This is a genomic window from Pantoea sp. B566, assembly GCF_024793925.1.
In the GTDB taxonomy this organism is placed as follows: domain Bacteria; phylum Pseudomonadota; class Gammaproteobacteria; order Enterobacterales; family Enterobacteriaceae; genus Pantoea; species Pantoea ananatis.
In genome coordinates this window covers 449462-461957 of the sequence record NZ_JANUQL010000003.1, presented here as the reverse complement: position 1 = coordinate 461957, position 12496 = coordinate 449462, and the positions used below count along the sequence as shown (strand labels likewise).

At 56.6% G+C, this 12496-nt stretch carries 9 protein-coding genes; 7 read left to right on the top strand and 2 right to left on the bottom strand.

What is annotated here, in order from left to right:
- The first annotated feature begins 76 nt into the window (after nucleotides 1–76).
- Nucleotides 77–403, top strand: coding sequence for a YnfA family protein (locus NYE92_RS03855; RefSeq protein ID WP_028715174.1), 327 nt, complete (start codon nucleotides 77–79; stop codon nucleotides 401–403).
- Nucleotides 404–431: 28 nt separating this feature from the next.
- Here NYE92_RS03855 and ydfG read toward each other — a convergent pair whose 3' ends face one another.
- Nucleotides 432–1178 (bottom strand): bifunctional NADP-dependent 3-hydroxy acid dehydrogenase/3-hydroxypropionate dehydrogenase YdfG, encoded by a 747-nt coding sequence (ydfG, locus tag NYE92_RS03850; protein WP_014605789.1) that lies wholly within the window; start codon nucleotides 1176–1178, stop codon nucleotides 432–434.
- A 372-nt stretch (nucleotides 1179–1550) separates the two neighbouring features.
- On the opposite strand from ydfG, the gene guaD reads away from it, so the two are divergent.
- Genes guaD through dcp form a run of 5 tightly spaced genes read left to right on the top strand, consistent with a single transcriptional unit; the run spans nucleotide 1551 to nucleotide 9537 of the window.
- Complete coding sequence (gene guaD / locus NYE92_RS03845) at nucleotides 1551–2879, top strand: guanine deaminase (RefSeq protein WP_014605790.1); 1329 nt, start codon at nucleotides 1551–1553, stop codon at nucleotides 2877–2879.
- Nucleotides 2876–4315, top strand: coding sequence for a xanthine dehydrogenase small subunit (gene xdhA / locus NYE92_RS03840; RefSeq protein ID WP_259018556.1), 1440 nt, complete (start codon nucleotides 2876–2878; stop codon nucleotides 4313–4315). Before guaD ends, xdhA begins: the two co-directional genes overlap by 4 nt.
- Nucleotides 4305–6671, top strand: a complete 2367-nt coding sequence (xdhB, locus tag NYE92_RS03835) for a xanthine dehydrogenase molybdopterin binding subunit (RefSeq protein WP_029568800.1) — start codon at nucleotides 4305–4307, stop codon at nucleotides 6669–6671. The genes xdhA and xdhB overlap by 11 nt, the downstream gene beginning before the upstream one ends.
- A complete protein-coding gene (xdhC, locus tag NYE92_RS03830; RefSeq protein WP_029568799.1) occupies nucleotides 6658–7446 on the top strand; it encodes a xanthine dehydrogenase accessory protein XdhC in 789 nt (262 codons plus the stop codon). The genes xdhB and xdhC overlap by 14 nt, the downstream gene beginning before the upstream one ends.
- A 48-nt stretch (nucleotides 7447–7494) precedes the next feature.
- Nucleotides 7495–9537: a peptidyl-dipeptidase Dcp gene (gene dcp / locus NYE92_RS03825; RefSeq protein ID WP_014593762.1), complete on the top strand. Its 2043-nt coding sequence runs from the start codon at nucleotides 7495–7497 to the stop codon at nucleotides 9535–9537.
- Nucleotides 9538–9567: 30 nt separating this feature from the next.
- Here dcp and hpxO read toward each other — a convergent pair whose 3' ends face one another.
- The gene (hpxO, locus tag NYE92_RS03820; RefSeq protein ID WP_013025837.1) at nucleotides 9568–10725 is read right to left on the bottom strand and encodes an FAD-dependent urate hydroxylase HpxO; all 1158 of its coding nucleotides are present in this window, start codon (nucleotides 10723–10725) and stop codon (nucleotides 9568–9570) included.
- 260 nt (nucleotides 10726–10985) lie between these two features.
- Between hpxO and NYE92_RS03815 the strand changes: the two genes are divergently transcribed.
- Complete coding sequence (locus tag NYE92_RS03815) at nucleotides 10986–12167, top strand: glycosyltransferase (protein WP_105080250.1); 1182 nt, start codon at nucleotides 10986–10988, stop codon at nucleotides 12165–12167.
- Nucleotides 12168–12496 lie beyond the last annotated feature (329 nt).

Here is a 12496-nt window from a genome sequence, read left to right as displayed (position 1 = left end):
GAGAATAGTATACCATTGCCGATTACTTGCTCACCAGCTGTGTGCATGTTGTTTACCTGTCAGAGAGATTATTGTGCTGCTTAAAACCACGCTGCTGTTTTTTATCACCGCGCTGGCGGAAATCATCGGCTGTTTTCTGCCGTGGCTGTGGCTAAAGAAGGGGGCGTCCATGTGGCTGTTGTTGCCTGCCGCATTGAGCCTCGGGTTATTTGTCTGGTTGCTGACCTTACATCCTGCGGCCAGCGGCCGGGTTTACGCGGCGTACGGCGGCGTCTATGTGCTGACGGCCATGCTTTGGCTGCGCGTGGTCGAAGGTGTCAAGCTGAGCGCATGGGACTGGAGTGGTGCGCTGATTGCGCTGAGCGGCATGCTGATTATCGTAGCGGGATGGGGCAAAGCGTAAAAGCCAGCCTTTGCGGCTGGCTTATCGGTCAGGGTTTATGCACTTTCAGCCCTGCCAGCGTCTGGCTGACGGGCATCATCTCAAGCGTATTGATGTTGACGTGCTTCGGCAGCGTGGCCACCCAGTAAACGGCTTCGGTAACGTCTTCAGGCGTCAGGGCCGTGGCGCCCTCGTAGACCTGTTCGGCCTTGCCATCGTCCCCTTTAAAGCGCACGTTAGAAAACTCCGTACCGCCGACCAGGCCCGGCTCAATATCGGTCACACGCAGGGCCGTACCGTGTAAATCGGTGCGTAAGTTAAGGCTGAACTGGCGCACAAAGGCTTTGGTGGCGCCATAAACGTTGCCCCCGGCATAAGGCCAGCTGCCGGCAATCGAACCAATGTTAATAATGTGACCGACGTTACGCTCTACCATGGCAGGCAAAACCGCACGCGTCATATAGACCAGCCCTTTGGTATTGGTGTCGATCATATTTTCCCAGTCGTTCACATCTGCCCGGTGCGCGGGTTCGATGCCCAACGCCAGACCGGCGTTATTCACCAGGACATCAATATTGCGCCACTCGGCAGGCAGCTGTGTGATAGCCTCTTCAATCGATGCCCGGTTACGCACATCTAACTGTACGGTATACAGATTCTCACCCAACTCCGTTTTCAGCGCCTTCAGGCGTTCAGCACGACGTCCACTGGCAATCACCTTGTGACCTGTTTCGATGAATCGGCGGGTAATGCTTTGGCCAAAACCGGCTGTGGCCCCCGTAACAAAAATAATCATCTCACTTTTCCCTCTTCCAGTTTCGTGATGTCTCCTCACCTTATCACGGCATTTTAGCCTGTGTCCGCTGAATTCCGTGGGGAGGCGCTTTTGCGCGCTTTTAGCGCACGCTGCCCCGAAATCGTGCAGAGAACGGGGCAGCAAGGTAACGTGGCAGGGGGCATTTTTACTGGCAACCGATTGCGTTGGATGAGCAACCGATTGCGTGGCGATTTTGTCAGCGAAAGCGTTGCGCAACAGGATGATATTCATAAATTATTGATAATAAAGTGATTTATCAGGTTCTGATCTGGCATGCGTCTTGCAGAGTGTTTAAAGAGAGTAGGAGATGAACAGGGCGACAACATCAGGCGCCCGGTAAGAGGAAACGATATGTCTACATGCCAGAACACGGCGATTCGTGCCAGTTTTTTTGATTTTGCCGCGGTGGCGAACGAGCCTGAGGCCATTCTGTCTCAGGCGCGTTATATCGAAGATGGTCTGCTCATTCTGCGTGAGGGCCGCGTAGTTGGTTTGCATCCCTGGTGTGATGTCAGCAGCAGTCAGGCAGCAGAGCGCGTTATCGATCTGCGCGGTAAGCTGATCCTGCCGGGTTTTGTCGACTGCCACATTCATTACCCGCAAACAGAAATGATCGGCGCCTATGGTGAGCAGCTTCTCGAATGGCTGAATCAGTATACGTTTCCGGTTGAGAGGCAGTACCGCTGTGCCGAGCATGCCGCGCAAATGTCAGCGTTTTTTCTCCATCAGCTACTGGCTAACGGCACCACCAGTGCGTTGGTTTTTGGCACGGTGCATCCGCAGTCGGTAGAGGCGCTTTTTAGCGCGGCCGAAGCGCTTGAGATGCGCATCATCGCCGGTAAAGTCATGATGGATCGCAATGCGCCTGATTACCTCACCGAAACGCCGGAAGAAAGCTATCAACATTCCCGCGATCTGATTGAGCGCTGGCACGGCCGCGGCCGACTGAGCTATGCCCTGACGCCGCGTTTTGCGCCCACCTCGTCACCCGACCTGTTAAAGAAAGTGCAGGCGCTGCGCACGGCTTACCCGGATGTCTGGCTCCACACGCACCTCAGCGAAAACCCACAGGAAGTAGCCTGGGTCAACGCGCTGTTTCCCGAACGCAATGGCTATCTGGACGTTTACCACCACTATCAGCTGACCGGCCGGCGAAGCGTCTTTGCACACTGCCTGCATCTGGAAAATCATGAATGGCAGTGTCTGCACGATACGGATTCCGCCATTGCCTTTTGCCCGACCTCAAACCTGTTTTTGGGAAGCGGCCTGTTTAATATCAAGCGCAGCTGGCAGCAGGGCATCAAAGTGGGCATCGGCACCGATGTTGGCGCCGGAACCACCTTTAATATGCTGCAAACGCTGGGCGAGGCTTACAAGGTCGGCCAGCTACAGCAATACAGGCTGAGTGCTGCAGAAGCCTTTTACCATGCCACGCTGGGCGGGGCCCGTGCGCTGGATCTTGACCAGCACATCGGTAATTTTGCACCAGGTAAAGAAGCTGACTTTGTCGTGCTGGATCCCGCCGTATCGGCGCTGCAAAAGCTGCGTATGGGGAACTGCAAGGATATCTGGGAAAAACTGTTCGTCTTGATGACGCTGGGTGATGACAGAAACATCGTAGAGACGTGGGTTAACGGCCGACCGGTCTGGCAATCCACCACAAAGGAGAATGCCGCATGATTCAGTTTCTGCTTAACGACCAGCTCGTCACAGAAGAACGTATCGATCCCAATCTGACGGTACTCTCTTATCTGCGCACGCATCAGCGTCGCTGTGGCACCAAGGAGGGCTGTGCGTCCGGCGACTGCGGTGCCTGCAGCGTCACGCTGGGGAGCGTGGTGGACGGCAGGTTGCACTATCAGACCGTTAACAGCTGCCTGATGCTGGTCAGTGGATTACAGGGCAGGCAGCTCATCACCGTCGAAGATTTACGTGAGGGGAAAACCCTGCATCCGGCTCAGCAGGCGATGGTGGACTGTCATGGCTCGCAGTGTGGCTTCTGCACGCCGGGCTTTGTGATGTCATTGTTCAGTTTGCAAAAAAATCACAGCGACTGGGACCGGCAGCAGGCAGAGCATGCGCTGGCCGGCAACCTGTGTCGCTGCACCGGTTATCGTTCCATTATGGCGGCGGCCGAACAGTTGGTGACGCGGGCACAGCCGGACAGCTTTGATCGCTGTGAGCAGGGCGTGGTTGAGCGCCTGCGCGCGCTGGAGAATCAGGAGGTCCGGGTAATTCAGGACAAAGGCCGTCACTGTTACCTTCCCACCACCGTCGCGCAGCTCGCTGCACTCTGTGTCGCGCACCCCGATGCCGCGTTACTGGCGGGCGGCACGGACCTGAGCCTGCTGATTACCCAACGCTACCAGGGCATTCCAGTGATGATTGCGCTGGGGCAGGTGGATGCACTGAAACACTGTTATGAGGACGACGCATCCTATCACTTAGGTGCCGCCGCCTCGCTCGACCAGATCGCAGCGTTTATGGCGACGCGCATTCCGGGAGTAACGGAGATGCTGACGCGTTTTGCCTCGCTGCAAATTCGCCAGCTTGGCACACTGGGCGGTAACCTTGCTAATGCTTCCCCGATTGGCGATGCATCGCCAACGCTGCTGGCATTAGACGCCTCTCTGCTGCTGCAGAAGGGCGACACGCAACGCACTTTGCCACTCAGCGCGTTTTTTACCGGCTACCGGCAGACCGTGCTGCAACCCGGTGAGTTTATCCATACCATCATCATTCCAAAAGTGACGGTGTCACCTGATTTTGTTGCCTGGAAGGTCTCGAAACGGCTGGATGACGACATTTCAGCCGTGTTTGCCGCTTTTAATATCCAAACCGATAACGGCATTGTGACAGCGGCACACATTGCCTTTGGCGGGATGGCGGCAACGCCGTTGCGCGCCACAGGCTGTGAGCAGGCCATGATTGGATCGGCCTTAACCGCACAAACGATAGCCACGGCCTGTCAGGCGCTGGAAGAGACCTTTGAGCCGCTCAGCGACTTTCGCGCCAGCGCCGGTTATCGCCTGCAGGTGGCGAGCAACCTGCTGCGCCGTTACTTTTACCGTCTCAACGGATTGTCCCTGACTGAGGTAAGCCGCTATGTCCCATAATCGTCCGGCTCTGCCCGATTCAGCATTACCCATTGCTCATGCGCGCGACATCAGCAGCGGCGTGGGGCGCAGCAATAAGCATGAAAGCGCCGATAAACACGTGTCCGGCGAGGCGATATATATCGATGACAAAGCGGAGCAGCCCGGTCTGCTGCATCTCTGTCCTCGCCTGAGCGATCATGCCCATGCCCGTATCACTCACGTTGATGTCCAGCCGTGCTACGACGTTCCCGGCGTCGTCCGCGTCCTCACCTGGCAGGACGTGCCCGGCGTCAACGATGTCGGCCCGCTGCAGCCCGGCGACCCGCTGCTGGCTCAGGACTGCGTCGAATATGTTGGGCAAATTATTATTGCCGTGCTCGCCGACTCGCCGGATGCGGCCCGACAGGGCGCGATGGCGGCGGTGATCGAGTATGAGGTATTGCCCGCGCTGCTGGATGTAGAACAGGCTCTGCTGCAGGGCAGTTTTGTGCAGGAGCCCCATATCCACCAGCGCGGCGACGTCGAGGCGGCGCTGGCCCGTGCGCCGCACCGCATACAGGGCGCGTTTCATATTGGCGGGCAGGAACACTTCTATCTGGAAACCCAGACGGCCATGGTGATCCCGGGTGAGGACGACGCGCTGCAGGTGTTCTGCTCCACGCAAAACCCCACGGAGGTCCAAAAGCTGGTGGCAGAGGTCATGGGCATCAGCATGAACAAGGTCACGATTGATATGCGCCGAATGGGTGGCGGTTTTGGCGGTAAAGAAACCCAGGCGGCGGGCGTGGCCTGCCTGTGCGCCGTCGCGGCAAGCCTGACCGGCCGGGCGGTTAAAATGCGCCTGGCCCGACGCGATGACATGCGGATAACCGGCAAGCGACATCCTTTTTACGTGCGCTATGATGTGGGCGTTGAAGACGATGGCCGATTGTGTGGGGTAAAAATCGATCTTGCCGGTAACTGCGGCTACTCGCTCGATCTGAGCGGATCGATAGTGGATCGGGCCATGTTTCATGCCGATAACGCCTACTATCTGGGTGATGCGCGCATCACCGGCTACCGCTGTCGCACCAATACCGCGTCAAATACCGCTTTTCGCGGCTTTGGCGGGCCGCAGGGCATGGTGGCGATTGAGCAGATTATGGATCACATCGCCCGCGAGCGCGGTCTGGATCCGCTTACGCTGCGAAAACGCAACTACTACGGCAAGAACGAACGCAATATCACCCATTACCATCAGCAGGTGAAAGACAACCTGCTGGATGAGATTACGGCGCAACTGCAAACCAGCAGTGACTATGATGCGCGCCGCGCGGCGATCGCAGCCTTCAATGCCAGCAGTCCCGTGCTGAAACGTGGACTGGCGCTGACGCCGGTTAAATTTGGCATTTCATTTACCTCCAGCTTCCTCAATCAGGCCGGAGCGCTGATTCTGATCTATACCGACGGCACGGTGCAGCTCAACCACGGCGGAACGGAAATGGGCCAGGGGCTTAACACCAAGGTGGCGCAGATTGTGGCGCAGGTGCTGCAAATCGAGGTCGATCGTATTCAGATCACCGCCACCGATACCGGGAAAGTCCCTAACACTTCGCCCACGGCGGCGTCCAGTGGCACAGATCTCAACGGCAAAGCGGCACAAAATGCCGCCGAGATATTGCGTGAGCGCATGACGACCATGCTGTGTACGCTGCACGGATGCGGGCCAGAGGCGGTGATGTTCAGTAACGGTATCGTTCGGGCTGCCGAGCACTATTACACCTTCGCCCAGGTCGCGCAGCTTGCCTGGCTGAATCAGGTACCGCTATCGGCGACGGGCTATTATCGCGTCCCCGGCATCCATTACGACCGTCAGGCCGGTCGCGGCGAACCTTTTTACTACTTCGCCTATGGCGCGGCCTGTTGTGAAGTCATTGTGGACACGCTGACGGGCGAATACCGGCTGCTGCGGGCGGATATTCTGCACGACGTGGGCGCGTCGCTGAATCCGGCCATCGATATTGGCCAGGTAGAGGGCGGCTTTGTCCAGGGGCTGGGCTGGCTGACCTGTGAAGAACTGGTCTGGAATGACAAGGGCCAGTTGATGACCGACGGTCCCGCGAGCTACAAAATCCCGGCGATCGCTGACGTACCGGCCGATATGCGGGTTACGCTGGTGGAAAACCGCAAAAATCCGCAGGACACGGTGTTCCATTCCAAAGCCGTGGGTGAACCGCCGTTTATGCTGGGGATAGCCGCCTGGTGTGCGTTACAGGATGCGGTAGCCAGCGTCGCCGACTATCGTCAGCATCCCGCGCTGGACGCGCCCGCTACGCCGGAGCGAGTATTCTGGGGCGTACAGCGCATGGCGGGAGGCACCCATGATTTATCATGACTGGATAGCGATTTTGCACGACCTGCGCCAGAAGCGGCAACACTGCGTGCTGGTCACCGTGTTGCGCGATCGGGGTTCAGTCCCGCGTGACGGCGGCGCGAAGATGGTGGTGACGGCCAACGAAAGTTTTCTGACCATCGGTGGCGGCCATCTTGAGTTTCAGTGCATTGCGCAGGCGCGCGCGCTGTTGGAAAGTGGAGAGCGTCGTCCTCATACCGAAGACTACAGCCTGGGCGCCCGGTTAGGCCAGTGCTGCGGCGGGATGACCACCATTCTGTTTGAACCGTTGATGCAGGCGCAGCCGGAAATCTTGGTTTTTGGCGCGGGCCACGTTGGGCAGGCGCTGGTCAGCCTGCTGTCTACGTTACCCTGTCACGTTAACTGGATTGACGGTCGGGACAATCAGTTTGCCTCTGTGCCACCCGGCGTCAGCGTGCAACAGCCCGACGATCCCCTGGACTGCGTGGCCGCGGCGGCGGCGGGGAGCTATTATATTGTGATGACGCACCATCATCCGCTGGATCTTGCGCTGTGTGAGGCTATTCTGCGGCGCGGTGATTTCCGCTACGTGGGCGTGATCGGTTCGCAAACGAAAAGTCAGCGTTTTCGCTACCGGCTGGAAGGCAAAGGCATTGCCGAAGACCGGCTGGCGCGGTTACGCTGCCCCATGGGCCTGCCCGATGTAAAAGGGAAACTGCCTGCCGAAATCGCCGTTGCGATTGCCGGGGAAATCATTGCGGTGTATCAGCAACAACGCGGTCAGGTTGTTCTGTAAGAGGCAACCTGCCACTATGAGACTCTGTGTTGTTCACCAGGAGCGCCTATGAACGCCCGTCAAAATCCTTTTTTTAACGTCAGCAGCTTGCCTTATCACACGCCACCTTTTGATCAGATTCAGGAAACCGACTTTCTGCCCGCGCTTCAGGCCGGAATGGAAGAAAAGCGCCAGGAAGTCCTGGCCATCGCCACCAATCCGGAAGCGGCAACCTTTTTGAATACCTGCGAGGCCCTGGAAAAAAGCGGTCAACTGTTGACCCGTGTGAGCCTGGTATTCAATGCCATGACCTCCGCCCACACCAGCCCCTATTTACAGCAGGTTGACGAGGATATTGCGCCACAGCTTACCGCGCTTAACGACGAAATAATGTTGAACCGGCCGCTGTTTTCACGCATCGACCAGGTCTATTTGCAGCGCAACTCGCTTGATGCTGAATCGAAACGCCTGGTCGAGGTGCTGTGGCAGCGCTTTCAACTGGCGGGTGCCAACCTGCCGGAAACACAGAAGCAGCAGTTAAAGGCGCTGAATCAGGAGGCTGCACGACTGAGTACGCAGTTTACTAATAAGCTGCTTGCTGCAACCAAGGCGGGCGGTTTAGTGGTCAATGACGTGCAGCAGTTAGCGGGGTTGAGCCCGTCCGATCTGGCCGTTGCTCAAGCGGCGGCGGCGGCACGAGGCCTGGAGAATGCCTGGCTGCTGGTGCTGCAAAACACCACGCAGCAGCCTGCACTGCAGTCTCTGGAAGATCGCTCAACGCGTCAGGCGCTGTTCCACGCTGCTATGACGCGCAGTGAGAAAAATGATGACAACGACACGCGAGCGTTAGTGCTGCGCCTGGCACAGGTGCGGGCAGAGCAGGCGAAGCTGTTAGGGTTTGCCAGCTTTGCCGCCTGGCAGCTACAGGATCAGATGGCGAAAACCCCCGATGCCGCCTTTGCGTTTATGCGCAATATCGTTCCTGCGGCCCGTGCGCGGGCCGAGCGGGAAGCCGCGGCCATTCAGCAAACCATCGACAGCCAGCAGGGGAATTTTACCCTTGGCGCGTGGGACTGGAACTTTTACGCGGAGCAGGTTCGGCGGGCGCAGTACGATCTCGATGAAAGCCAGATTAAACCCTATTTCGAACTGAACAGCGTGCTGGAAAAGGGCGTATTCTGGGCCGCGACTCAACTTTATGGCATCCAGTTTACCCAACGTCACGACCTGCCGGTTTATCACCCCGATGTCCAGGTGTACGAAATCTTTGATACCGACGGCAGCGGAATGGCGCTGTTCTATACCGATTTTTTCAAGCGCGACAGCAAAGGCGGCGGCGCATGGATGAGCAACTTTGTTAACCAGTCCACGCTGCTAGACGAGAAACCGGTGATTTACAACGTCTGTAATTACACGAAACCCGCCAACGGTGAGCCTGCACTGCTAAGCTGGGATGACGTAATTACGCTGTTCCATGAGTTTGGCCATACGTTGCATGGCTTGTTTGCCAGCCAGCGCTATCCCAGCCTCTCCGGCACGGAAACGCCACGTGATTTTGTCGAGTTTCCATCGCAGATCAACGAGCACTGGGCCAGTGAGCCACAGGTGTTTCGTCATTTCGCCCGTCATTATCAGACCGGGGAGGCCATGCCAGCGGCGCTGCATGAAAAAATCATCAGAGCAGGCAAGTTCAATAAAGGTTATGAGATGACCGAGCTGCTGGCGGCCGCGTTACTGGATCTCCACTGGCATAGCCTGGAGGGGAAAACCCCGGTGCAGTCGGTCGACGCGTTCGAACAGCAGGCTTTACGCAGCGATGATATTGATCTGGCCGCTGTTCCACCGCGCTACCGTTCCAGCTATTTTCAGCATATCTGGGGCGGGGGATATTCTGCCGGCTATTATGCCTATATCTGGACCCAGATGTTGGCCGACGATGGCTACCAGTGGTTTGTCGAACACGGCGGATTAACTCGGGAAAATGGCGACATCTTTCGGCAAAAAATCCTGTCGCGGGGCAACAGCAGCGATCTTAAAGCGTTGTATGAGTCCTGGCGCGGCGGGGCACCTCAACTGGAGCCGATGCTAAAAAATCGCGGCTTAGCCGAATAAGCGAAAGGGCGGTTATACCGCCCTTTTTGACTATCCCAGCGGTCCACCTTCAATGGTTTCGCACAGTCCCGCCAGCACCCGTTCACCCGTTTCCGTTTTCAGCGACTGATACCATGCCGATGTCAGATGGGGATCTTTAGCATGCGTGATGTCGCAGCGTTTACGCGCTTTCAACACCAGATCCTTAACGCGTTCAACGCGGCGCATCTGGTAACGTAACAGCGCATCCTCAATGCCAAGCGAATGTGCAGACAATGCCGAGGCCAGTACAATCCCGTCTTCCATTGCCGCGCAACCGCCCTGACCAATATCCGGCGTGGTGCTGTGTGCTGCGTCGCCCAGTAAGACCACCCGGCCTTTTACAAAGCGGTGAAAAGGCTCGATGTCGTGAATCTCCACGCGGTTAGTGGTTTCCACATCAATTGCCGCGATGAGCTTCTGAACCGGTTCAGACCAGCCGCTGAAGTAGTGCTGCAAATCGTGCCGCATCGTTGATCGATCCTGCTCCAGCCCGGCGGGCAGCGGCACATCGAAAAAGAAGTAGAAGCGGTTGCCGCTGACCGGCATGAGAGAGACGCGTTTACCCTCGCCCACAAAGGTGGTCCATTGATCGGCAGGCGCGATGGACTCATCAACGCTAACCAGGCCGTTCCAGTTCACATAGCCTGCGTAGCGACGGGGCAGTTTTTCCCCCAGTACGTAATCACGAATAACCGAATGCGTTCCATCGGCCGCAACCAGAAAGTCACCCTGGGCCTGACTGTTATCTTCGAAGGTCGCGATCACGCCGCTGGCATATTGCTCCACCTGCACGATACGCTTGCCAAAATTCACCCGATGGCGGCCGTAAGCATCCAGCAGCATGGCCTGAAGCTCGGCGCGGGCAATGGGATAGGGAAACTCGCCCACCTGCTGCACCAGGGGGGAAAGGCTGAAACGGGTGAGGGTTTCACCCGAAAAGGCCTCTTTATAGGCCATATAGGCCATGTTGCCGCCCAGGGCGCGCACTTTTTCTTTCAGTCCCAATGCATTAAGGCATTTCACCCCGTTAGGCCAGACGGAAATGGCCGCACCAACGGGACGTATCGTTTTGACCGCCTCAAAAACCTCAGTGTCGAAACCTGCCTGTTCCAGAGCCAGCGCGGCGGTCATGCCACCCATCCCGCCACCAATGACGATCGCTTTCATATGTTATCTCCTGTGCACATATCAGTTATTTGCAACTTTTGTACCAGAAGCGCGACGCGCGGAGTGCGCGTCTGAATGGGGGGCATGAAGGGTGAAAATGGCGCAGATGCACGGTCGCTGTGCAACAGGCTGCACCTGTCGGGTGCAGAGAAATCTGTAAACCACAGTAATCACATGTTTTTAAGATGTTACCTATGATCTGTTTCATATTCAGCGTGATATAGATCACGTTCGCACTCACTACGACTTCGGAACCCTTCATGAAAATCGGCATAAGTAATAATCACTATCCGGAGCAGCGCAATATTTTGGTCAATCCGGAAAACGACTACATTAACCTGAAAAAACGTAACGTTTTCTATTTCCTCAATCCGCTGCGTACGCGTTTACTGAAAAAAAATAAACGTTTCGTCTTCTTACCTGTCCCGTTTGCAATGGGGCAGAAGCCCGACATTCTCCATCTGTTCAATGAAGTGGCAATAACGCAAATGAACTGGGTCGCGACGTTTGAAACCGAGCTGCCGCGCGTTCTGCCGGTAGCAGGCGTGGCCAAACACGACAATCCAGAGCTGAAACAGCTGATCCCTTATTTGCTCAAAGATAACTGTTTCGGTCTGATTGCTATTTCAGAGGCGACGCTGCACATCCAGATGAAGCTGTTTAAACCGGATGTGGCGGCAAAAATTCGGGCTAAAACGCTGGTGATGCATCCGCCACAAACGCTGTTTACCCCGCAGAAAAGCGCACGTCACAGCGACAAAATCCGTCTGGTCTTTGTCGGCAATGAGTTTTATCGCAAGGGCGGGGCCGAAATTGTGCTGGCGCTGAGTGAGCTTGTCGAAGCGGGTCAGATCGATGCATCCCAGCTTGACGTGCAGCTTATCGGCGATTTGACTAAGCGTCATAACGTGGCACACCGTAAATTCCAGGACGACGAGGCTTTTTACCGAAATATCCAGGATCGTATCTCCCGCCTGAGCTTCGTCACCCATCATGCGCAGATGGCAAACTCGGCACTCCTGAAACTGTTCCAGAACAGTGACCTCGGTTTGTTACCGACCTGGCAGGAAACCTACGGGTTTTCCGTGCTGGAGATGCAGGCGAGCGGCTGTCCGGTGTTAACCAGTAATGTGCGTGCTCTGCCGGAAATCAACCCGGCCAGTGCAGGCTGGACGATCGGCGGCGAGCTGAATGACGATCGTGAATATCAGGTCAACAGCGAAGCCGATAAAGATCGCCTGCGCCGGGCGCTGATCGACGGCATAAAATCGACCCTGCTGGACATTCTGGCACACCCGGCCTGCCTGACGGAAAAGGGAGAAGGGTCAATTTTACGCATTAAACAGCAGCATGACCCGCGTCAGTACGGCGTCCGACTTAACGATATTTATCGTCGCGGCGTTGTGGAATGTGTTGAACATCCGCCCGCGCTCTCAATTTAACAAGATTTATCAGACGTTACGCGTCAGAGTTACCATACTTAACTGACGCGTATCTCTGGAGATCGGTTATGAAATGTCTTTTTGCTTTGCTGCTGTCCTGCCTGATGGCCAGCAGCGCACTGGCACAACCCGCACACAGCTTTCCGGCGCGCGCGCCGCTTCCTCAACTGATGCTCATCGCCGCAAAATGTGATCTCTCCAGCTGTCAGACTCGCTGTTATGTTGAGCAATCTCATTGTAATACGCGTAATTCCGGTGCCTGTAGTACCCAGGCGCAGCTTTGCGTGCAATCATGCGCTGCTCAGTGTCATTGACGGCTCCCCGCCCTG

Bases quoted from the DNA above. Each gene is read 5' to 3' on its own strand.
- ydfG (WP_014605789.1), bottom strand. From the start codon at position 1,178: ATGATTATTTTTGTTACGGGGGCCACAGCCGGTTTTGGCCAAAGCATT.
- guaD (WP_014605790.1), top strand. From the start codon at position 1,551: ATGTCTACATGCCAGAACACGGCGATTCGTGCCAGTTTTTTTGATTTT.
- xdhA (WP_259018556.1), top strand. From the start codon at position 2,876: ATGATTCAGTTTCTGCTTAACGACCAGCTCGTCACAGAAGAACGTATC.
- xdhB (WP_029568800.1), top strand. From the start codon at position 4,305: ATGTCCCATAATCGTCCGGCTCTGCCCGATTCAGCATTACCCATTGCT.
- xdhC (WP_029568799.1), top strand. From the start codon at position 6,658: ATGATTTATCATGACTGGATAGCGATTTTGCACGACCTGCGCCAGAAG.
- dcp (WP_014593762.1), top strand. From the start codon at position 7,495: ATGAACGCCCGTCAAAATCCTTTTTTTAACGTCAGCAGCTTGCCTTAT.
- hpxO (WP_013025837.1), bottom strand. From the start codon at position 10,725: ATGAAAGCGATCGTCATTGGTGGCGGGATGGGTGGCATGACCGCCGCG.
- NYE92_RS03815 (WP_105080250.1), top strand. From the start codon at position 10,986: ATGAAAATCGGCATAAGTAATAATCACTATCCGGAGCAGCGCAATATT.